This is a genomic window from Ignisphaera sp. (assembly GCA_038831005.1).
Classification (GTDB): Archaea; Thermoproteota; Thermoprotei_A; order Sulfolobales; family Ignisphaeraceae; genus Ignisphaera.
In genome coordinates, this window is record JAWBKZ010000005.1 from 113,416 (window position 1) to 136,901 (window position 23,486).

Sequence of the window (23,486 nt, forward strand, 5' to 3'; positions counted from 1 at the left end):
TACACCTATTGATACAGCCTTGTATTCTCGGTTTTAAACCTTTATTAAAGTTATAGTTATACCAATTATTACTAACCTAAGTTACCAAGAATAACACTCACTGTCTGCCATGATACCAGCGAGGCGTATGTGGATATAGTGCATAGTATAATACATTCACTTAGTACGACTTTAGTGCAACGAACTGATAAGAAGGTTTATATTCAGATCCACAGAAGATAGTATCATGGGTGTATACCTCGTGAGCGAGATTGTTGCACTAGCTTTCGATTTGGGTGCTAGCAGTTGTAGAGCTATGATTGGGTTTATTAATGAGAAGGAAAAGAAGGTACGTGTTGAAGAGCTTTATCGTTGGCCTAACTATATGGTTAGGGTAGGTGAGAGTCTTCATTGGGATGTTCTCAGGATATGGCACGAGATGAAGTATGCGATAAAGCTTGCCTATAGAAGGTACGGTAATAGGCTTCTATCTATAGGTGTAGATACTTGGGGAATAGATTATGCTCTTTTAGACGAGAAAGGTGAACTCATCGGTAATCCACACACATATAGAGATCCTAGAACTGAGGGTATACTTGAAGAAGTTCTGAAGATAGTTCCAAAAGAGAAGATATATGAGAGAACAGGTATACAGTTCATAAGGATAAATACATTGTTTCAAATATATTCAATGGTTAAGAAAGGTTCTCCACAGCTGAAGATAACCAAAACCTTCCTAATGATACCCGATCTATTCAACTACTGGTTAAGCGGTGAAGCCTTTGCAGAATTTACTGAAGCAACAACAACACAGTTTCTCGATCCCAAGGCAAAGAACTGGGCATATGATATACTTGAGGCATTGGGAATACCTACACGTATATTTCCTCCAGTTATCGAGCCAACCACAAAATTAGGTAAAATATCTCCAAAACTCGTCTCGGAACTTGATGTACCAAAAGATATAGAGATAATTGCGCCAGCAACCCATGATACTGCTTCAGCAATAGCAGCAGGACCTATGGTTAATGAGAGTGCTGGTTATGTGAGTTCTGGTACATGGTCTCTAGTAGGTGTAGAGCTTCCAGAACCTCTAATAAACAGGAAAGCTATGGAGTACAACTTTACTAATGAGGGAGGGGCGTTCAATACTATAACATTTCTCAGAAACATCCAAGGTATGTGGATAGTTGAGGAAGTTAGAAGAGTACTAAGTGAGCAAGGTCAGCAACTCTCTTATCCAGAGATACTCAAGATGGCTCTAGAAGCAAAACCATTTAAGGCATTCATAGATCCTGATGATGATAGGTTTGTAGCACCATTGAACATGGTTGACGCTATAATGCAGTACCTCGAGGAAACAAAACAAGAAAGACCATCAAATATTGGTGAACTCTTCAGAATAGTATTCGAAAGTCTTGCTCTAAAATATAGACTTGTTTTTGAACAAGCAGAAGATCTTATAGGTAGAAAACTAACACATATAAACATATTTGGAGGAGGTTCTAGAAACTGGCTACTTAACCAACTTACCGCTGACTTCACTAACAAAAAAGTGTATGCAGGTCCTGAAGAAGCTACATCGATAGGTAATGTACTTCTACAAGTAGCAGGCTTAGGTATAATAAAGTCTTTGAGAGAATTAAGAGAATATGTTCAGAATTCATATCAGATCAGTGTATATGAACCTAATCACAGTAAAGAACATGATGAGGCATACACAAGATTTCTTGAACTACTTTACGGTAAGGCTTAACTGAATACTAATAATTTAATTTATCTTTTTATTCAACAGTAAATGAAATCGTGAGGAATATCTTGACTTAACACAATCTTTGTAGAAACTTAAAATGTTTCCAGAGGATAATTATTCACGAGGTTTCAGTAAGAGTATGATTAGAGTTAAATCTGATGTAGTTACGATCGAAACGTCATCCAAGTAAGGTTTTGAATTATGTAAAATGAATATTAAAATAGGAGAGCTTCACGACATCTAGAACTACTAGAAAATTTTATGTATGGAGCATGCTAGCGAATCTTGTTGAGATAAATTCATGTATATGGTTATGACATTTTGATCAAGATGTATGATGTTTATGTATGGGGTATCAATATACCTTTAATATTTCATTATTGTTTTGTGAATACTTCTTTAGAAACTCTTCAACTTCACTACGTGTTGGCATACTTTGAGCACCCATGCGCATAATCTTTAAAGTAGCTGTTGCATTAGCATATTTGGCAGCTTCAACTATATCTCTATTTTCATATAGCGATACTGCAAGACCTGCTACAAAGGCGTCGCCAGCTCCAACTGTATCTACTATCTGGGTCTTGAATGCTGGAACAATAACTCTTATTGATGGAGTAACTACTGCTGCTCCCATAGATCCAAGTGTAGTAACTACAGCGTTACAGCCATAGTTTAGTAGTTCTTCGCTAGCCTTAAAAACATCATCAATGGTAGCTATCTTAATGTTCGTGAGCTGCTGAAGCTCAACTCTATTTGGAACGATTACGTCTATGTAGCTATAGATGCGCTTATCTAAGGATCTTGCTGGCGCGGGATTCAATATAGTAGTCATATCCAACTCTTTAGCTATTTCAATTGCTTTATATACTGTTTCTATAGGTATTTCAAGTTGAACTAAAAGGATTCTAGCTCTATTCCTCAGATCTTCGAGAACACTCTCTACGTAATTTGGTGTAAGAGCGTTATCAGCACCAGATGAAACTATTATCATATTTTCACCAGTTTCTTCGTTAAGAATTATAAAAGCTACTCCACTACTACACTCTGCTGTAAAGATATAGTCCACCTTTATGCCATTCTTTGCAAGATTCTCAACGAGCAGGCGACCTATATAATCATTGCCTACAGCTCCTATCATATATGTCTCAATACCTAGACGAGCACATCCTACAGCTTGGTTAGCACCTTTACCACCCGGGTATATTATAAAATCGCTACCGATGATTGTTTCATCTGGTTGTGGAAACTTTTTGGTCTTTATATAAAAATCTGCATGTATACTACCAACAACAGCTATACACATACTAAGCACCATGAATTAGTGCTTGAGCGATACAATATAAGGTTTAAGCTCTACTTTTAACTATTATCTGTTCCCTTACGCTAAGTATTGTTAAAAATGTTACGATATTGCTGATCTTTGATGTAATCTACGTGTATAACATTAGAGCCAGGTTCATAGATTTACAGTATGTCAGAATGTGGCTTTCTGATCTGCATAACGTTAGGTGAGAGGACTGAATAATTAGGGTTACCTATACTGTTACTTAATACTTCATTATGTTAACTTATGTACTCAGTAACAAATGAACATCAATGATGGTATGAGGGTACAACAATCAACATATAGATGAGAGGTTGAGAGATTTTACCTATACTTCTGTTTGGCACAATCCTTCATTTCTAGCTTAATTCACTTAACTTTAAGCTCTAGATATGTAATGAAAATTTTTATAGTAAGTGTGGATAGCTAGTCCAGGAGAGAAAATATGAATATAGGTTCTCGAGGATATGGCTCAGCTGGATTCTCTATGGCACTACCTACACTAAGTTTTAAGGGTTCTTCGCATAAAGTAGATGAGAATTACATTAATAAACTTCTGCTTCCTAGAGGTATATACCTACACTTGTGTCCCAATTGCGGTGGTCCTATAGAAGACAGTAGATTGTTGTTTCGAAATGTTTGTTCAAAATGTATGGGTACTAACGAGATAATACCTGTTAGCAATATGATTGAACTAACAGAACATATTAAAGACATGACTCTCGAGAGTAGCGTTAGAAAAGTTGTTGATGTTCAGAAATTTGTTCAAGATTTTAGTGAATTTTTTGTCAAGTGTTTGAAGAGTTCTCCCTGGCATCTCCAGATAAGCTGGACTGTGAGGATTGCTCAAAATCAGAGTTTTGCACTTGTGGCTCCTACAGGTGTAGGTAAAACAACGTTTGGATTGATAGTAGCTCTCTATCTATCCTATAGACTGGGTAAAAAGACATACATAATCGTTCCAACATCTATCCTTGTGAAACAGTGCGAAGAGAGATTAAGGGAGTTTGCAGAAAGAGCAGGTATAATAGTTCAGATTATAGCTATGCATTCAAGGCTTTCACCAAAGAAAAGAGAAGAATATGAAAAAGCTATACGTGAGGGTTATTTTGATATAATTATCACAACGTCTAAGTACCTCATGAGAAACTTTAACGAAGTGTTCAATTACTTTCTATCCAAAGGATATAAGATGGGGTTCGTGTTTGTGGACGATGTTGATGCTGTAATGAAGGGTAGTAAGGCCATAGACATGATTTTGAAGCTTATAGGGTTTAGTGAAAAAGATATAGAGAAAGCGTATAAACTTATGGCTCTTCGTCAAAGAATGATAAAGTGTAGCTCATCTGAGAATGAAAAAGCTAGAGGTATCTGTTATGAGGGTGAGAAACATATCAGAGATGTTTTTAATGATCTTCAACGCGAAGTTCTAGCTACAAGAAGGAAATGTGGGATACTGGTAATTAGTTCTGCTACAGGAAGAGCTAGAGGCAAGAGAATTAGGTTATTTAGGGAGTTGTTGGGATTTAATATAGGGTCTGCTGTTGAAGTTTATAGAAATGTTGTAGATACCTACATGTTGATGCCTAAAGAAGAGGAAGTAGCAGATATTGTTGCAAAGCTTATCAATAAGTTAGGTGATGGCTGTTTAATATACGTAACGATTGATCGAGGACTAGAATACGCTAACAAGTTCTGTAATGAGCTCAGAGGCAGAGGTATAGAAGTCGAGGTACTCTCGAGTAAGAGAACAGATACTCTAGAACGGTTTATCTTGGGTGAGGTAAAGGCTCTAATAGGTGTAGCTACGTACTACGGTCTTCTTGTGAGAGGAATAGATATTCCGGAGAGGATCAGGTACGCTATATTTATCGGGGTCCCTCGACACAAAATTTCGATAACACAAATAGGATTCAATCCCCAGAACTTACTGAGGCTTTTAACAGCACTTTTAGATGTTATAGAGGATAAGAAACAGAAAGATAGGGTAATTAGACTTATAGCACAGCTCAGAAGGATTCTTCGACAGATGTCTGCTGAAAGAATTAAGATTGTAGTTGATAAGATATCTTCACAAGAGCCTATAGAAGAGCCTGTAGCCTCCATAATAACCGAAGCCCACAATCTCGTTGCATCTCTTCTATCTGATAAGAATATAGTTGAGGCCCTCAAGAAATATCAGAAAACATCTATTGTTGAGGAAAATGACACACTCTACATACTGGTACCAGATGCACCCACATATATACAGGCTAGTGGCAGAACTTCGAGACTTTTTATTGGAGGTATAACGACGGGACTCTCCATAGTATTAGTCGATGATATTAGGTTGCTTAATGGACTTGTAGACAGAGTGAAGTACTTTATAGAGGATTTCTCAATGAACTCCTTAGAAGCAGTAGATATTGACAATGTAATCAAACGTATTGATGATGATAGAGAACTATTGAAAACAATTAGATCTGGTAAACTAGATCTTCGTGAAGTACCCAAGGAGCTTAGAGTTAGAACAGCTTTATTTATAGTTGAATCTCCCAATAAGGCTAGAACTATAGCATCATTCTTTGGAAGACCAACGTTTAGGGAAATAGATGGTCTAAGAATTTATGAAACTAATGTAGGCGATATACATCTGCTTATAACCTCTACTGGTGGTCATGTTTTTGAGGTTGTTGAAGAAGGCATTCAAGAAGATAGCGTTTATGGAATAGCTATTGCTAAACACAACGAGAAGATACTCTTTTTACCAAAATATGATTACATTAAGAGATGCTTTAGATGTGGTACACAATTTGTAAGAGGCGAAACTTGTCCTATTTGTGGAAGTGATAGAGTAAAATCATCTAGATCTATTATTGAGGTGCTTCAGAGAATAGCTATGGAAGTTGACGAGATATTTATAGCTACAGATCCTGATGCTGAAGGCGAGAAGATAGGCTATGATATAGCAATATCCTTAGCACCTTTCGCTAAATCGATTATGAGGATAGAGTTCCATGAGGTTACTAGAAAAGCTGTACTAAATGCTCTTAGAAATCCCAGGGAAGTTAATTTATCGCTTGTTGAAGCTCAGATAACCAGAAGGATAGAGGATAGATTATTAGGGTTTGCACTTTCTGAATATGTGACAAACAAGCTGAAGACCCTCGATATAGGTTTGCGAGAAAGAGAAGGAAGGTTAAGTGCAGGTAGGGTTCAGACACCCGTTCTTGGCAGAATCATAGAGCTCTACATCAAGAAGCTGATAACAGCCAGAAAAGCTAAGATCATATATCTTGATGGAATATCTATAGAAGTTCCTCAGGATTTACTAGAGAAGGTTCTTGGTGAAGAAATCAAAAGGCTTTCTCCCTCACGTGTGGAGGTAGTTTTTAGATCCACATCAATAAACATTGAGAGACTATACCCATTACCACCATTTACAACAGATGAAATGATAACCGAGGCTCATAGGGTTCTGAAGATCGATGCTGTAGAAGCTATGAGACTTGCTCAAGATCTTTTTGAGCTTGGATTTATAACGTACCATAGGACAGATTCAACAAGAATATCGTCAGCCGGTATAAGTCTGGCTAAAGAGTATCTATCCAGTATCTATGGCGATAAGCTCTCCGATGTTTTTGAACCTAGAGCTTGGGGTAGTGGAGGAGCTCACGAAGGTATACGTCCAACAAAACCTATAGATGTGGATAAACTTAAAGAGCTTATAGCTGAAGGTGTTATAGAGACTCCATTAAGACTTACTGCTAAACATTTCAAGCTCTATGATCTTATATTCAGAAGGTTTATGGCAAGCCAGATGAAGCCCGGTATTGTGGAGAAAACTAGATACATTGTAACAGTCTATATCGATAGTAACGAGGTATTCTCACAGACTATAGAGCTTGTAACGAGCGTAATTGACCCCGGATTCCTATTGATGTATATGCCAATAAAAGTCATCTCTACACCTAATACAACATTTTCTCTAAAACCTTCAAAGATAAGAACTGTTGTCTTGAGCGAATACACGATGCCAACTCAAGGCGATATAATTAGGTGGATGAAGGAGGTAGGTATAGGTAGACCCAGTACATATGCCAAAATCGTAGACACAATTATTAAGAGAGGCTATACAATGAGTGTAAAAGGCGGTATACTTATACCTGATATAGAAGGGATATATGTGTATCTTCTTCTTGCTGGAGCGGGTTTTGACAATAAAGATATCGGTCTTGAGACATTTCTAAACACCATAAGGTCTGTATACAGAAGAAGTGAAAATATTGTTGAGAATGTTACCAAGGTACTCAACATGGTTCGTGATGAACTAAGGAGGATGGTAAGTGTCAAGAGAACACAGGAACTCTATACAAAGATACAGTCTGTAGAGTTAGGTAAAGCCAATTATATAGATGTAATACAAGAGTTATTCAAAGAGGTGTGTAGATACATAATTTCTGAACTATATGAAGGTGTGAAGGCATGTCAAACAACGTAAAAAGTGTTATGTCTGTTCTTCATAGTGTTATAGATCTCGGTAGATATGAACAGAATATGCAGAGAATTGAAGAAATGATAGAGCGAGCAAAAAACGAAGGTGCTGAAGTAGTTTTATTGCCAGCTATGATGAATGGTGTATCGATTTTCGATTTAAAGAAGAACTTGAAGATTAAGAGGGTTACAGAAACTATACCTGGAAAAACTTCTGAGCATTTAGCGAGAATTGCAAATAAATTCAAGATCTATATACTGAGTGGACCCATACTTGAAAGAAGAGGTTCAAAAATATATAGATCGGCATTTCTAGTAGATCCATCAATGAACATTAAATCAGTTATAAGTCAAGTGAACACCCCTTCGAAATTTGGACAAAGTTCTTCACCTCCTGTAGTCAATATCTGTGGACTTACTGTAGGTATATTCATAGCCGAAGATATCCATCTACCAGAACTTTCACTCTTGATGAAGATAACGAATGTTGATATAGTGGTTTTCTATCCATATCCACAGATATCAGTAGATAAAATAACAGCTATAATGAAAACCAGATCATTAGAGCTTAACACAATGATCATAAGTATTGGATATACCATTAGAAGAAAAGATGAAGAAATACTGTTTATGCCCACATCAATAGTTGATGAAAATGGTACCGTTATTCATGAAGTGTTAGATAAATCACCAAAGATAATTAAAGTTAATTTGGATAAAGGTAAATCAAAGATAAATGTAGAGCCTTCGCCTTCTCCATCACATAAAAAGCTACTGAAAGTATTGAACAGAGCTATATCATACTACATCAAATGATAGGGATACTCGATACCGCGCCATATAATTCATTGTAATACTGCACAAAATGAAGACTTTTTACTTGCGTAGCGAAACCACAATAACTCGTCTATTCTTGGCAACTATCTCAACTCCCTGAGACACCGCTGCTCTAAGTAATTTCTTAGCCATACTATATCTTATATTGTATTTCTGAGCCACTTGAAACGTAGTTATGTGGCTCTGACTCTTAAGCTCCTCTACAATTTTTTTGATCATTGATTGATCTACTATACCCAATTTTTCTTCTTTCTTTTCCTCTTTTTTCTCTACTTTTTTCTCTACTTTTTTCTGTTTCTTTTCTATAGATGATATAGGTTTACCTCCCTTTGTACCCATAGCTAGCCCACTGCTGTGAATATCTCCCCTAGCTTATAAATTATTATCTTTAGTATAACGCTTATGGTGACACCTTTGCGTATAGTTACAGTAAAAATACCGGAATCATACATTGAGGCAATAGATGAACTTGTTAGAATAGGTAGGTATACCTCTAGATCAGAAGTCATTAGAGCAGCCATTAGGGAATTACTTAAGAAAGAGCTTTGGTCTAGTGGTAATAGGGTTATTGAGGGAAAAAGCAATAAAAGCAGAGTTATAGAGGTTATAGAGGATTTTTGAGTCACAAATTTTAATTTGAGATAGTAGAGATAATGACAAGTTTTTAAGAATTAAGATGTGTATCAGTTACTCTAGGTTAAAGTATCCGTAGATCTTTATCAATTCAATAGTTATTCATATCTTTAATAACCATCATATTATGCCTTAGTCATTAGAGCATGAAGAGTTATGAACTTCATAGACGTAGTGTTAAGATAGTTACGTTATACGATGATGAGGGCTGGTATTGGTGATGTGATGAAGAATGACGTCAGGTCTGAGTGATAACCTCTACGTTAATCCAGATGATAGGGTACTCATCTACATAGATCGTAGACGTAGATGGATTACAAAAATAGAGAAAGACAAGGTTTTTACATCAGATAGAGGCTTCATATATCTTGGTGATATTATTGGTCTTGGATACGGATCTAGAATCAAAACCAGCACCAAGTTCGATGTATATCTTCTGAAACCGCTTCTCATAGACTTTCTTGAAAAAGGTCTCACTAGAGTAACACAAGTAATATATCCTAAAGATCAAGGATTCATAGTCATGCTCTTAGGGCTGTCGCCAGGATCAAGAGTTGTTGAGGTAGGTGTAGGTACGGGTAATACTACAGCTGTATTAGCTAATATAGTTAGACCAACGGGTCATATTTATGGCTATGAAATAAGGAAAGAATTTCTGAATATTGCTAGAAAAAACCTCGAGATACTAGGTTTAGCGAGTTATGTAACGTTAAAGCTTAAAGACGCTAAAGAAGGTATAGATGAAAGAGATGTTGATGGAGCAGTAATCGATGTAGCTGATCCATGGGATCTTTTGGAACCCCTGCACATAACCCTAAAACCTTCAGCTCCTGTGGTTTTCTTCATACCATCGTTCAATCAAATTGAAAAGCTGTACAATTCTTTAGTAGAACATGGAGGATACATAGATATCAGATGCTACGAAGTATTGCTACGTGAGATAATGTTAACCAGAGAGGCAATAAGACCATCATCGCTAATGATTGGGCATACAGGGTACATAATGTTTGCAAGGAAAGTGACAAAGGTATAAACAGCAATACATATATCTTCTTAATCAATAAGAAAGGCATCGGTTCACGTAGTGACTAACTAGCAATCCAATTAGCAATCGATGATCGTAATCGAAATTCCGATCAAACTACAATACCTAGTTATTTGTCGTAGGTGTACATGCCGTGTTCGTTTAAAAGTATAGTCAATTCTTATAAACACTAATTTGTGGGTATCATTCATATCCTTTGTACCGCTTTACCGGCAAAGCATTGGGTGGTTGACATCACAGAGAATACGCTCCAACACGATATTACTTTAATGGTTATGTATTTGACTATAGACTCTGTGATGTATAGTGGTTGACATCATAGGTTATTTAGTTATTTCAAGATATGGATGCTCTATAGTCTGATTTAAGCGAAAAACTTTTAATTTTATTCAATTTGATTAAGAGAGGGTGACATCATGCGCCAATGGAGTTAAATCCTGTTAGATCTATTCAATCAGATGATATAACACCAAAATACTGGTACAATATTGTTCCCGATCTCCCTGAACCATTACCGCCAATGATTAAACCAGATGGATCAGTGGTTGAGCAAAAAGATCTAGAGGTGTTATTCCCTAAATCGCTAGTGCTACAGGAATTCTCTGTAGACACATTTATCCCCATTCCTGAAGATCTGCGTCAACTCTATCTAGAGATCGGTAGACCTACACCACTGTTGAGAGCCTACAGACTTGAGAGATATCTGGATACACCAGCTAAGATATACTTTAAATATGAAGGTGTCATGCCTACAGGTTCCCACAAAGTTAATACAGCTCTAGCTCAAGCTTATTACAATAAACTCGAAGGTATTGAGAGACTTACGACAGAAACTGGTGCAGGTCAATGGGGTTCTGCTCTAGCTTTAGCTGGTGTGATATTCGGACTCAAGATCAGGATATATATGGTTCGTGCAAGCTATGAACAGAAACCCTATAGAAGGATACTTATGCAACTATATGGAGCAGAAGTAGTTCCTAGCCCCAGCCCCTATACTAATTCTGGTAGAGCTATTCTTGAGCAGAATCCGAATCATCCAGGATCTCTAGGTATAGCCATAAGTGAGGCTATAGAGGATGCGGTAACCACTCCAAAAACTAAGTATAGTCTTGGATCTGTACTAAATCATGTGCTCATGCATCAAACAGTAATAGGTCTAGAAGCATTAAAACAGCTAGAGCTAATGGGAGAAGAACTTCCAGACTATGTAATTGGATGTGTTGGTGGTGGAAGTAATTTTGCAGGTCTAGCGTATCCGTTTTACTATGATGCTGTAGTTAGAGGCAAGAAGCGAGACATAAAGTTCATAGCTGTAGAACCCAAGGCAGTTCCATCAATGACTAGAGGGATCTATACATATGATTATGGAGATACAGCTAGATTAACGCCATTGATAAAGATGTACACAGTAGGTCACAAATACATACCACCGCCGATTCATGCAGGCGGTTTAAGGTACCATGGAGCGGCGCCCACACTTGCCCTATTAGTTAAAAACAAAGTAGTTACACCAATAGCATATCATCAAACAGAGGTATTTGAGGCAGCGAAAATCTTTGCGCAAGTAGAGGGAATTGTACCTGCACCAGAATCTGCTCACGCAGTTAAGAGTGTCATAGATGTTGCTTTAGAAGCGAAGAAAAAGAACGAAAAGATAGTAATATTATTCAACATGAGTGGTCATGGGTTGCTAGATCTAACTGGTTACCAAGAGTATCTAGAAGGGAAACTGAAAGATTATGAGCCAAAAGAAATAGATTTAACGTACATACCTAAACTGTAGAGTAGCTAGAGTCTTTAATACCATAATCTCTAATAATAAATAGTTCAGTTTTTTAATTTCGAAAGAGTAGGCTAGATACGTGTCGCATATGACTTTTAATTACGTGGGTAAGAAAATTAGACTCTCGAGAATACTGAGAGATAGTAAAGCTGTTGTATTTGCTTTTGATCATGGTGTAGAGCATGGACCAAAAGATTTCCCTCTAGAGCATGTTGATCCCAAGGTTATTCTGAAGAACTGAAGAAGGTTGTTGATGCTGGTGTTGATGCTATTATGCTCTTACCTGGTTTAGCTTCTTTAACCCATGATGTATGGGCTAATAGAACTGCTCTTATTGTAAAAGTAACAGGTAAAACTAACCTAAGACCAGAGGATCAGAGATTGCTTCAAAATGTCTTCGGTTATGTTGAAGATGCTGTTGCTCTTGGTGCTGATGCTGTTGCTGCAACTGTCTACTGGGGAAGTCCTTACGAAGGTGTTATGATGGATCTATGGTTTAGTATACGTGAAGTTGCTGAAAGATATGGTTTACCATGTCTACAGCTAGCGTATCCTCGAGGTCCAGCTATAAAGAATATGTATGATGTGGAAATCGTTAAGTATGGTGTAAGAGCTGCTGTAGAGAGTGGAGCCGATCTAATCAAGACTTACTATACAGGATCTAAAGAATCGTTCTCAGAAGTTGTTAAGATAGCTTCGGGTGTGCCTATCCTTATGAGTGGAGGACCTGCTAGAGAGAATCCTCTAGAGTTTCTACGAGATGTTAGAAATGTTATTGAGGTAGGTGCCCAAGGTGTTGTAGTAGGTAGAAATGTGTTTCAACATAAGAATCCCAGAGGAATGATTAAAGCCATAATGGCTATTGTGCACGAGGATAAGCATCCTGAAGATGTTGTGAAATATCTTGAGTAGGGGTTTGAGTATTGTCTAAGAGATACGATCTTGTTGCTGTAGGTCATGCTCTAGTAGATATAAGGATAGTTGTGAATAGGTTTCCACAAGCTGATGAAGAAGCCAAGGTTGTTAGCCAGGTTTGGGGTGCAGGAGGATCAGCTGTAAATGTTGCCATCGATGGTTGTAGACTTGGCTTAAAAACGGCTGTTATAGCCAAGATAGGTTTTGATAGTTTTGGAAGAATTATTGTTGATGAGCTTCTTAAGGAAGGTGTAGATATAACTGGTTTAAGGGTTTCATCGAAAGGTCAAACAGGATTCACCATAGTTGTTATAGACAGTAATGGTGATATAGTTATGTATGGTTATAAAGGTGTTGCAGAAGAACTAGAACCAAACGATATTGTGGATGACATTATTGCTAGCTCTAGATATGTACATATAGCCAGTCTTAGGGTAGATACATCATTAAGGGTTATCGAAATAGCTAAGAAGAATAATGTTAAAGTTTCCTGGGATCCAGGTAGAGTGCTTTCAACAAAAGGATTAAAAGAGCTCGAAACCCTGATTAAGCAGGTAGATATAGTTACACTCAATTATAAAGAAGCTGCAACACTAACACAAATAGAATCTGATAACTATAGAGAAGCGGCGAGAATCTTGAAGAACTTAGGACCCGAACTAGTAGCAGTAAAGCTTGGTCCAAGAGGGGTTTATATCCTAGGTGATGGAGTAGATGAAGAAGTACCAGCTGTAAAGACAGATAAAGTAGTTGATAGGACTGGTGCTGGAGATGCCTTTATATCAGGCCTTATATCTGGATTCATAAGGGGTTATACGGTAAAGAAGGCGGCTCTATACGCAAATGCTGTAGCAGCTCTAAAAATAACGAAGTTAGGATCTCATGAAGCTCCTAGACATAGCGATGTAGTTGAATATCTTTGGGAAGCTGTCTAAGTTATAGAAAATAACAAGAATTCTATGTACATTGTTTTAAGCTACATTAATGGGTTAGAGGGAGTCAAGCTAAGTAGCTATAAATTCTTTAGCTAGATGAGGAGCTATATGCTTTAAGAGGTCTATATTTTGAAGAACTTTAAACATCTTTTTCTCGTGATACCTTAATGTTTTCGAAATGTTTTTTGGATATAGATGTAATTCATCCAAGCATAGTCTAGAATACTTCTTGCATAAATTTTCAACTACTTCAATATTCTGGAGTTCTTGATGAGAATTTATATTCATTTCTGTGACATATCTATACACATCTTGTAGTGTTGCTCTAACAATGTATTCTTTCAATAGATATATACCACAGCAATCAGAAGCTGTATGAAGATCAAATAAACCTTCTTTACATGTAGCAAACGTTATTCCATGTTTTTTCAGTTCGTTACTTAACATAGTATATGTTTTCTCTAGTAGGTGAAGAGATATTCTAGCTAAAGGCTTTAAACCCTCTACTTCTCTTAAGCTGTAGCTATCTATATCTATTTCAGTTTCAGTAATGTTTAGATATTCAAGAAGATTTCTTATGTTGTTTGTTTCCATTCTAAGTGCTTCAACAATTATATGTTTAAAGCCTAGGTCTCTAGCTAGATAAACTAGATGCTCTATATCTCTTGATTGTGTAGGCGATGTGTAAGGTATATATGGAGAAATCCTTAAAACCAGCGGGATATCTGTAGAACCGAGTTGTTTAATTGCATTCAATCTCTTTTTCGCTTCTGGTGCTCTTGGCTCAATTACTTGAGTAATATCATTGTTAAGTGTTGATATAGATATCTGTAGAATAGTTAATCTATCATCTAATAGTTTCTCTACATAACTTTTTAGAGGTTGATGAAGAAAATAGATGCTTTTTGTGTTGATAACCAAGGGGTAGCTGTATTCAAGAGCTACTCTCAATATATTTTCTGATACTCTATAGAGCTGTTCATGGGGAGGGAAAGGATCAACAAGTGTTGAAAGTCTGAAGGGAATAGGCTTTAAACTTCTCCTATAAATCTTTAGAATCACTTCTCTAAACATACCTAAAGCCTTAGGTCTTGGATACACATACCTTGAAGGAGACTTCATATACCATCTAGAGTAACAATAGACACATCTAAATGGACATATTGTGTAAGGCTCTAGCTTAAGTATAGTATAGCATAGAGATGATATAATATTGCTAACATTTATCACAAGTTCAGGCATACAAATCAGCTATACCTACTACTATTCATCTCACAAGCTCTTCTGCAGATAAAGAACTTTATACCAAATACACCTCAACTCAACTCAATTATGTCTAAATTAATTAAGACATATATTGTGATGTAATGCATATACAGCAACGAGAATAAATTAGTTACCGATATATACTAACTGATTTGACGAGATCTACATCCTGAAATCTTCCTCATTTAGAGTAGAAAGGAGATCAAAAATTATGAGCTTTAATCTTACTGAAGCATCATATAGATAGAAACCAAAACCTCCAGATATTTAGATTTTACCACTATCTTCACAAATATTGATTCTTGTACAGCTTCACTACTATCTATCAGCAACCTCAGGGATGTATTGATGTTACTAGTTTTTGCATTAACAACGAGAGATAACTCTTCGCGTTTGATCTCTATCTATTCTATAGCTACAGAGTTTATCATCTATGATACTACTTTCAGTAAATTGTACATATTCTTGTGCTAGCGAACCATATAACAACAACTGTATCGCAAATTTGGTTCATCTAGCTATAGTTATACGCTTTCAAATGATTATGGAAGAAATATAGATGAAACAGATTATGATTAACCTTTATATTAATAAAGTTTTATGGTATGTAACAAAAAACTTTAATAATTAAGCTATACCACACCCGCAGCTCTTCTTAAGTATCTTCTAGCTTCATTAGCTGCTTCTGAATCTCCTGGTTTACAGCACAACCACCAATCTAGACATTCATATTGTTTAACTCTTTCACTAGCTTCTTGTACTGTTTTAGCTGGTGGTACAATGATCTTCTCTCCAACAATTTCATTATTTGGCCAGTTAGCTGGTATGGCCCCCTTCAGTTTTTCACTAACTTGTAGTGCTAGTATCATTCTCAGTATTTCATCGATGTTTCTTCCGAGTTCTTGTGGATAGTAGAGTATAGCTCTTATAATCCCATTGGGATCCACTATGAATACTGCTCTAACTGTATGTGTAGCTGATTGTGCATGAAGCATGCCAAGCTTCGAGGATACTTCTCCTCTTGGATCAGCTATTATTGGGAATGGTATCTCTACACCAAGTTTCTCTTTAATCCATTCAATCCACTTGATGTGACTAAATGTACTGTCCACACTAAGACCGAGTAGCTCTACATTAAGCTTCACGAAATCATTATACCTTTTTGCAAATGCCACAAATTCGGTAGTACATACTGGTGTAAAATCTGCTGGATGACTAAATAGTACAAGCCACTTATCTCTATAGTCGTCTGGAAGAGTTTTTACTCCATGTGTTGTTTGTACAACCATTTTTGGAAATTGTTCACCTATTAGAGGTATTTCTCCAGGCATATGTTCACCCTACCTAAGATATCTCTAGCGAATACTTATAAATGTTTCTTAGATAAACTAAAATGATGTATTAACTTTTTGAATCAAGTCAAATAGAAATTTATATGGTTTTTATGACAATTTTATATTTATAATCTTTTATAGCTTTAGAAGTTGTGGTGATACATAATGAAGAAGGCTTTAACTATAGCTGGTAGTGATTCAGGTGGAGGTGCAGGTATACAAGCAGATCTAAAGACATTTGCTGCTCTAGGTGTTCATGGAATGAGCGTGATAACTTCTGTAACTGCTCAAAATACTTACGAGGTTAGAGCTGTTCACGATATTCCTCTAGACATAATAAAAACTCAGTTTGAAGCTGTTGTAGAAGATATAGGTGTTGATGCTGCTAAAACGGGGATGCTTAGCAGATATGAAGTAGTTGAACTAGTCTCTTCTCTAATAAAGAGCTATAGTATACCTGTTGTTGTAGACCCGGTTATGGTTGCTAAAAGTGGTGCTCCTCTCCTTAAGGAAAATGCTGTTGAAGCTTTAATCAAATATCTAATACCTATAGCAACAGTTGTTACACCAAATAGATTTGAGGCAGAAAAGCTCACAAGTATAGCAATAAAAAGTATAGATGATGCTAAAAGAGCTGCTAGAAAGATAGTTGAAGATCTTGGTGCTCGTGCAGCTATTGTTAAAGGTGGACATATGGAGGGTGAAGACTCTATAGATATACTCTACGTAGATGGAGTTTATAGAGAGTTCAGAGCCAAAAGGATAGAGACTAGGAATACTCATGGAACTGGATGTAGCTTTTCTGCAGCTATAGCAGCAGAACTTGCCAAAGGCAAGAACATTGTTGAAGCTGTCAAGACAGCCAAAGAGTTCATAACCATAGCTATAGAGCATGGATTACCCATAGGCAAGGGTCATGGTCCTGTGAATCCTATGGCATGGCTATATATACCGGCGGAAAGGTATAAGGTTCTAGAGGATTTAAAGAAAGCTATAGATATTCTTGAAGCTAACAGCAATATTGTGGTGCCTCTCATCCCTGAAGTTGGTATGAATATAGCTGTATCTCTTCCTAAACCATATGCTAGAAGCTTAAACGATGTAGCAGCAATACCGGGTAGAATTGTGAGAGCTGGAAACAAGATTAAGGTTGTTTCTTCTCCAGAATTTGGGGCATCTAAACACATGGCTAGAGCTATCCTAAAAGCTATAGAGTACAATGAGAATGTAAGAGCTGTAGCCAATATAAAGTTCAGCGAAAAAATCATTGAGATAGCTAGAGAACTAGGTTTTACAGTAGCTTTCTATGACAGATCTAAAGAACCTCCAGAGATAAAGAGTATTGAAGGAGGATCTATACCGTGGGGTATAGAGCAGGCTATCAAGATGTTAAACAATAAGGTTCCTGATATAGTTTACCATAGAGGGGATTGGGGGAAAGAACCAATGATAAACATCTTTGGTAGAACAGCTACAGAAGTTGTTGAAAAAATGTTGATTCTAGCTGAAAAACTCTTCGGCTTAGAGAAACAGTCTTGATCCCTATAGCATTCTTTACTTAGTGCATCAAATACGTATATATATCACCAGAAAGCATATTCTTAGGTGGTAGGAAACAATGTCAACTGTAGCTCCACTTGAAGAAACAATAGCAACTCTTCTATCACAACCACCAGTATTAATAGCAATTGCGATACAGTTTCTGTTAGGTCTAGCATTAGGCTATATATCAACAAAGATTGTTAAATATATACTTGCATTTGTAGCTATATTGGTTTTAGGTACATTTCTATCGATATGGAGTTTGGGAACAACACCAGCAGAAGTCTTATCGACACTTGGTATAGCTGCTGAAGCAGCTAAAAGACTAGCCATAGTACTTGGACTTATGTCTGTAGGGCCTGTTAGCATAGGCTTTATTGTCGGTATCGTGATAGGCATGATTAAGAAGTAGAGGTAGTAGGGAGCTAATTAACATATTCTCAAAAATTTTTTATCTATACTCTTTTTCTGTAACACTTCGATAATGTATTTTATCATCTTATGAAGCATATACATATATATTGTTTAGTGGTTAAGAGCCAGAGAATAGTGGATTGATGGCGAATATATATGGATGAAGACTTAGCTCTCTATGCCATCGATTATGCCTGCAAACTAGGAGCGTATTACGCTGAAGCTAGGCTACATAGAATTGATGGTTTCACTATAGTTTCAAGAAACGGTTCAATCATTGGTGCAGGAAAAAGTGTTAGTCATGGTATTGGTGTAAGAGTTTTAGTTGATGGAGCTCTAGGTTTCGCATCAACAAACATGCTAAATAGAGACTCTGTTAGAAATGTTATTGAAAAAGCATATAGTTATGCTAAAGCTCATGCAAAAATCATGAAGAAACCTATAGTTTTTTCACCAGCTAAAGTTGGTAGAGCTAGCTATAATGTTGTTGAAAAGAAGAGGTTTACAGATATCTCGCTAGACGAGAAGATAGCTCTACACAACAATTTATGGAGCGCACTACATAATGTTGTTTCAGAAGCCAAAGTAGCAACATTCTTTTTAGGTTATAACGAGTCTATTGAAGAAAAAGTTGTTGTAAATAGTGATGGTGCTTTCGTTAAAAGTTACATACCCAGACTTATGGTTTACTACAATATTGTTGTAGCTCATCCACAGAAAGGTTTTCTACAAAGGTTTGAGGAAATTGGAGGTAGTGGAGGAGTAGAACAACTAGATACATGGAGACTCGAGGAAGAGATTCCGAAAAACATCAAGATATACGAACAGATACTGTTATCAGCTATAGAGCCTCCAAAAGAGGAGATACCTGTTGTTGTTGGTAGCGAAATTGTTGGTCTAGTGGTGCATGAAAGTTGTGGTCATCCTAGTGAAGCCGACCGTATATTAGGTAGAGAAGCGGCGCAAGCTGGTAAAAGCTTCATAAGGCAGGACATGATTGGTTACAGAATCGGTAATGAGTATGCCATAGTCATAGATGATCCCACAATACCTGGAGGTTTTGGTTTCTATCTATACGATGATGAAGGTGTTCCAGCAAGACCAAAGCATCTATACAAGGAAGGTGTAATAAATGAATTTCTACACAACCGCTGGACTGCATATATCTTTGGTGTAGAAAGTAATGGTTCAGCTAGATCTATGAGCTATATGGGTGAACCTATAATAAGGATGTCTAATACATACCTAAAGCCAGGTGACTACAGATTTGAAGAACTTATAGAGGACATAGATCAAGGAATCTACATCAAAAGCTATATGGAGTGGAATATTGATGACGAGAGATGGAGCCAGAGATATGTAGGTCTTGAAGCGTATCTGGTAGAGAAAGGTGAGCTCACTAAGTACGTTAGAAACCCCGTATTAGAGCTAACCACTAAAGCATTCTATAGCTCTATAGACGCTGTAGGTAGAGAGCTAAGGTTTAGTGCAGGTACTTGTGGTAAAGGTGAACCAATGCAAGGTGTACCTGTGTGGTTCGGTGGCCCTGATGTGAGGCTTAAGAAGATTAGACTGGGTGTAGCATAGGATGGAAATAGATGTACATGATCTATCGGTTGAACTTACAGAGAAAGCTCTTAGAGAAGGTTTCGATGAAGCTATAGCTATTGTTACGAAGAGAAGTACCGTTATGACCAAGTTAGCGAATAGTGAGATAAGCGTTATACAGAGATGGAATACCCTAGGTATAGACCTGTATTTAGCAAAAGATAGAAGGATAATTATATTATCACTAGAACCTAGTAGGGCGGAAGATATAGATAAATCGATAAAGGATCTTCTGTCTATTGCTCCAAAAATCCTCGAGTCACAACTTTATGCACCACTACCTCAACTAGAATCGATAGAGCCTCTAAATGTTGTAGATACTTTGGTAATAGAAGCTATGGATAGAATTGATGATATTGCTGAACAAGTTATTGAGGTTAGTCACAGAGAAAGAATAGATAGTGTTGCAGGTATGATTCAATTAAACTATACAGAGAGATCGCTATCTTCATCAAAAGGTGCTTCAGCAACAGAACGAAAAACAAGTACAACTACCTACGTAAGAGCGTTTTCTGGACAAGGATCAGGACAATGGTGCCACACATCAACAAAACTTGATCTGAATAATATTAGAGAGGTAGCTCTAATAGCATCTAGATTTGCTGTAGACTCTAGGAACAAGAGAGAAATAGAGCCTGATAGATATGACATTATATTAAGCCCTATGGTGTTTGGAAATTTACTCAATTACATAGTTGATATGGCTTCAGCTTTCTCGGTAATGATGGGTGCATCAATATTTATGAATAGAGCAATAGGTGATAAAGTTGCTTCAGAAAACCTTACGATACATGATGTACCTAGGGATATAGAGCTTCCAGGAGCCACAGGTTTTGATGACGAAGCTATGAAGACATTCAATAAACCTGTTATCGAGAAAGGAAAACTAAAGACTCTGCTACATAATACAAAAACAGCAACAATTATGAAAGCTAGAAGTACTGGTAATGCTGGATGGATTCAACCAAGGCCTTGGAGCATAGCTGTAAAATCTGGAGATGCTACTGTAGACGAAATGATTGCGAATGTGCATAAAGGTCTGGTAATAACTAACAATTGGTACACCAGATTACAAAACTATGTAGAAGGAACATTTTCGACTATAGCTAGAGACGCAATATTTTTAATTGAAAACAATAGAGTAGTAGGAGCTGTTAACAAGATAAGAATAGCAGATAATCTCAATAACTTATTGAGCAACATAGACATGATTGGAAGAGACCTATATAGTATGCAATGGTGGGAGATAGGAACACCAGTAAGAGCACCGTATGTATTGGTAAGAAACATAAGGACATCTAAACATTTCATCTAATCATTCTATACATGGTTACCATATCAATGTGTTGAGTACAGTATATCATTTTTGTTTTATAATTAGATTCAGAATCAGAATAACCTATAGAGCTAAGTAAGTCAGTAGCGTGGTGTATATCGATCTATGTAGTTGTGAAGTTGCAAAACATATTTAGTCTACACGTTCTCTACACTATGGTGTTGAATATATGGTTATTGCTGAAGACTATAGATTTCTAGTAGCTGAAGATGCTGTCAACAGAATAGAGAATAGGATTAAAGGCTGGAGTTTACCTTATCCACTAAATAGAGGACATGCTCTAGAGTGTGTTAAAAGAGTTAGATTAGATCTCTTCTGATGAAGTTAAAGTACATGTATCTTCCACACTATGCTTATCAATTCAGACGAACTTAGGCAACTAGAGGTACAGGTGAGAGAATTATCATCTTTCCTTCTACCACCTAGAAACATTAGAATTGATGGAGTATCGATGAAATTTGCTGTAGCAGAATTACGTTATGCCTTATCTATCCTATTAGGTCTTAGAGCTAGATTGGCTCTTGGTGACGATAATTTCCCTGAATATGCTGTGGATATCGTTGGAGTTGAAGTTGGATTCCTGGAAAAGCATCCTAAAGCTGATAAACTGTGTATAGCTAGAGTAGGTACAGAGCATTTCTCATTTGCTGTTGTCTAAATATCAGACATAAAGAAGGGAAAGTCAGGGGTATAGCTATTCTACCTCCCATTATATTCTTTGAAGTAGTAAGCGAGCTATGTTTTGTTCAGCTCCTCTAGATGCAAGTTACAAGGGTAAAAGAGTTCCTGTAAATCTCATCAATAGAGCTGAAGTATCTAATGTTGTTGAATCCATAGTCAAAAAATTGAAGTAGAGATCTCCATCTACTTGCAAGTCAAATACTAATACATATCATAATTCAGTTGTCACATAGGTTCAGATATTCATTAGCTATGTGGATACAAAATAATTATTTAAGTCATTATAGGTTGAAAATTGTATTGAATCTGTTAACTACATTAATCTGATTGCAATGTTTAGGTTCTTTTCGAATGCTGCTATATAACATAAGCACTATATTTACATTGTTATGTATATAATTATTTTCAGCTAGATTTTTATTCCCTCAGTAGCAGTAGTATCACTTATGGAAAGAGTGAGACTATGTCTGAATTAATTGTATCTATAGATGAGCTTATCAATAGACTCAGAGCTCTATATAGAGATATAGATTGTGCTGTCGCTTGTGTAAGTGGCGGTGTTGATAGCACAACTTCGGCTGTCTTAGCAAAGAAAGCCTTAGGGGATAAGGTGTATCCAGTATTCATTAACACAGGTTTTATGAGAATGAATGAAGGAGCTAGGGTTAGAGAAGCTCTAAAGGGTATTCTAGATTTAGAGATATACGATTTCTCTGAAGAGATCATATCTAGAATCGAAGGTCTTGAAGATGCTGAAGAAAAGAGGATAGCATTTAGAGATGCCTTCTATATGTCTGTAAAGAAGATAGCAGAGGAAAAGAAATGTGGATGGATTGTTCAAGGAACTATCAAGGCTGATGTTGTTGAAACTATAGGCAAAATTAAGACGCAGCACAATGTATTGACTGATGAGCTTCTTAAGCGCTATGGATTAAAGGTTATCGAACCTGTGATAGATCTATACAAACATGAAGTTAGAGCTTTAGCTAAACAGCTAGGTCTTCCTAAGTGGCTTGCAGAAAGACAGCCATTTCCTGGACCAGGCCTACTGGTTCGTACTGTTGGTAAACTATATAGAGAAAAGTTGGAACTTGTTAGAAAAGCTACAGCTATTGTTGAAGAAAGGCTTAACGGAAGAGGATATAGTCAGTATTTCCCAGCTATATGGGAACATGATATCCTAGACAAAGGTGTCATGGGCGATATCGAATATTTGGTATTCAAAGTTAAAGCAACAGGTGTTATAGATGGTAGAAGGATCTACGGTCATCCGGTTATGGTTAGAAGATATCATCAGGTTACGGATATATACACTTTCTATAGACAATTCAATTCAGAGAATTATCCACATGTACTCCTACAGCTTAGAGAAAAAGAAGATGGGGAATTCGTTATAGCTATAAGGATTGTTAAAACTGAAGACTATATGGTTGCAGAAGTGCCTAGAATAGATATCTATAAAGAGCTTAAGGAGTTAGCTGAAGAACTTCTATCTTTACCCAAGATAAAGGCCATAGCATTTGATGTGACACCTAAACCACCTGCAACAATAGAATATGAATAACAAACAAGGATTATAGAATCTTAGTTTTACATTTTTTATTTTTTGCACATGATTATGTATTGAA

18 protein-coding genes and 1 pseudogene are annotated in these 23,486 nt (G+C 36.8%); 15 read left to right on the forward strand and 4 right to left on the reverse strand.

What is annotated here, in order from left to right; all coding sequences use genetic code 11:
- Nucleotides 1–241: 241 nt before the first annotated feature.
- Nucleotides 242–1,735: a rhamnulokinase family protein gene (locus QXK50_06975; GenBank protein ID MEM2008890.1), complete on the forward strand. Its 1,494-nt coding sequence runs from the start codon at nt 242–244 to the stop codon at nt 1,733–1,735.
- Nucleotides 1,736–2,087: 352 nt separating this feature from the next.
- Here the strand turns inward: QXK50_06975 and rbsK are convergent, their stop codons facing one another.
- Nucleotides 2,088–3,035 (reverse strand): ribokinase, encoded by a 948-nt coding sequence (rbsK, locus tag QXK50_06980; protein ID MEM2008891.1) that lies wholly within the window; start codon nt 3,033–3,035, stop codon nt 2,088–2,090.
- A gap of 466 nt (nt 3,036–3,501) precedes the next feature.
- On the opposite strand from rbsK, the gene rgy reads away from it, so the two are divergent.
- The gene (rgy, locus tag QXK50_06985) at nt 3,502–7,536 is read left to right on the forward strand and encodes a reverse gyrase (protein MEM2008892.1); all 4,035 of its coding nucleotides are present in this window, start codon (nt 3,502–3,504) and stop codon (nt 7,534–7,536) included.
- The gene (locus tag QXK50_06990) at nt 7,521–8,345 is read left to right on the forward strand and encodes a carbon-nitrogen hydrolase family protein (protein ID MEM2008893.1); all 825 of its coding nucleotides are present in this window, start codon (nt 7,521–7,523) and stop codon (nt 8,343–8,345) included. The genes rgy and QXK50_06990 overlap by 16 nt, the downstream gene beginning before the upstream one ends.
- A gap of 60 nt (nt 8,346–8,405) precedes the next feature.
- Here the strand turns inward: QXK50_06990 and QXK50_06995 are convergent, their stop codons facing one another.
- Nucleotides 8,406–8,705: a hypothetical protein gene (locus QXK50_06995; protein MEM2008894.1), complete on the reverse strand. Its 300-nt coding sequence runs from the start codon at nt 8,703–8,705 to the stop codon at nt 8,406–8,408.
- 75 nt (nt 8,706–8,780) lie between these two features.
- Between QXK50_06995 and QXK50_07000 the strand changes: the two genes are divergently transcribed.
- The 5 genes and pseudogenes from QXK50_07000 to QXK50_07020 all read left to right on the forward strand — a co-directional run bounded on the left by QXK50_07000 (nt 8,781) and on the right by QXK50_07020 (nt 13,677).
- Nucleotides 8,781–8,987 (forward strand): ribbon-helix-helix domain-containing protein, encoded by a 207-nt coding sequence (locus QXK50_07000; GenBank protein ID MEM2008895.1) that lies wholly within the window; start codon nt 8,781–8,783, stop codon nt 8,985–8,987.
- 244 nt (nt 8,988–9,231) lie between these two features.
- Nucleotides 9,232–10,032, forward strand: coding sequence for a tRNA (adenine-N1)-methyltransferase (locus QXK50_07005; GenBank protein ID MEM2008896.1), 801 nt, complete (start codon nt 9,232–9,234; stop codon nt 10,030–10,032).
- Between the two features lie 436 nt (nt 10,033–10,468).
- Nucleotides 10,469–11,827, forward strand: coding sequence for a TrpB-like pyridoxal phosphate-dependent enzyme (locus QXK50_07010; protein ID MEM2008897.1), 1,359 nt, complete (start codon nt 10,469–10,471; stop codon nt 11,825–11,827).
- A gap of 88 nt (nt 11,828–11,915) precedes the next feature.
- Nucleotides 11,916–12,739, forward strand: a pseudogene (gene fba, locus QXK50_07015) (class I fructose-bisphosphate aldolase).
- An 11-nt stretch (nt 12,740–12,750) separates the two neighbouring features.
- Entirely contained in the window at nt 12,751–13,677 is a 927-nt protein-coding gene (locus tag QXK50_07020) for a carbohydrate kinase family protein (protein MEM2008898.1), read from the forward strand.
- A 69-nt stretch (nt 13,678–13,746) separates the two neighbouring features.
- On the opposite strand, the gene QXK50_07025 is transcribed toward QXK50_07020, so the two are convergent.
- Together QXK50_07025 and QXK50_07030 are read right to left on the reverse strand one after the other, a co-directional pair.
- Nucleotides 13,747–14,919 carry a radical SAM protein gene (locus QXK50_07025; GenBank protein ID MEM2008899.1) on the reverse strand — a complete coding sequence of 391 codons (1,173 nt, stop codon included), beginning with the start codon at nt 14,917–14,919 and terminating at the stop codon, nt 13,747–13,749.
- Nucleotides 14,920–15,575: 656 nt separating this feature from the next.
- Nucleotides 15,576–16,274: a peroxiredoxin gene (locus tag QXK50_07030; protein MEM2008900.1), complete on the reverse strand. Its 699-nt coding sequence runs from the start codon at nt 16,272–16,274 to the stop codon at nt 15,576–15,578.
- Nucleotides 16,275–16,442: 168 nt separating this feature from the next.
- On the opposite strand from QXK50_07030, the gene QXK50_07035 reads away from it, so the two are divergent.
- The 7 genes from QXK50_07035 to QXK50_07065 all read left to right on the forward strand — a co-directional run bounded on the left by QXK50_07035 (nt 16,443) and on the right by QXK50_07065 (nt 23,422).
- Nucleotides 16,443–17,816, forward strand: a complete 1,374-nt coding sequence (locus QXK50_07035; protein ID MEM2008901.1) for a bifunctional hydroxymethylpyrimidine kinase/phosphomethylpyrimidine kinase — start codon at nt 16,443–16,445, stop codon at nt 17,814–17,816.
- A 79-nt stretch (nt 17,817–17,895) separates the two neighbouring features.
- Nucleotides 17,896–18,231 carry a hypothetical protein gene (locus tag QXK50_07040; protein ID MEM2008902.1) on the forward strand — a complete coding sequence of 112 codons (336 nt, stop codon included), beginning with the start codon at nt 17,896–17,898 and terminating at the stop codon, nt 18,229–18,231.
- A gap of 158 nt (nt 18,232–18,389) precedes the next feature.
- Complete coding sequence (locus tag QXK50_07045) at nt 18,390–19,820, forward strand: TldD/PmbA family protein (protein ID MEM2008903.1); 1,431 nt, start codon at nt 18,390–18,392, stop codon at nt 19,818–19,820.
- 1 nt (nt 19,821) lies between these two features.
- On the forward strand, nt 19,822–21,156 hold the full coding sequence (locus QXK50_07050) for a TldD/PmbA family protein (protein MEM2008904.1): 1,335 nt from the start codon (nt 19,822–19,824) through the stop codon (nt 21,154–21,156).
- A 190-nt stretch (nt 21,157–21,346) separates the two neighbouring features.
- Nucleotides 21,347–21,496, forward strand: a complete 150-nt coding sequence (locus tag QXK50_07055) for a hypothetical protein (protein ID MEM2008905.1) — start codon at nt 21,347–21,349, stop codon at nt 21,494–21,496.
- A gap of 30 nt (nt 21,497–21,526) precedes the next feature.
- Nucleotides 21,527–21,835: a hypothetical protein gene (locus QXK50_07060; protein MEM2008906.1), complete on the forward strand. Its 309-nt coding sequence runs from the start codon at nt 21,527–21,529 to the stop codon at nt 21,833–21,835.
- 486 nt (nt 21,836–22,321) lie between these two features.
- Nucleotides 22,322–23,422 carry a GMP synthase gene (locus QXK50_07065; protein MEM2008907.1) on the forward strand — a complete coding sequence of 367 codons (1,101 nt, stop codon included), beginning with the start codon at nt 22,322–22,324 and terminating at the stop codon, nt 23,420–23,422.
- The last annotated feature ends 64 nt before the right edge of the window (nt 23,423–23,486 follow it).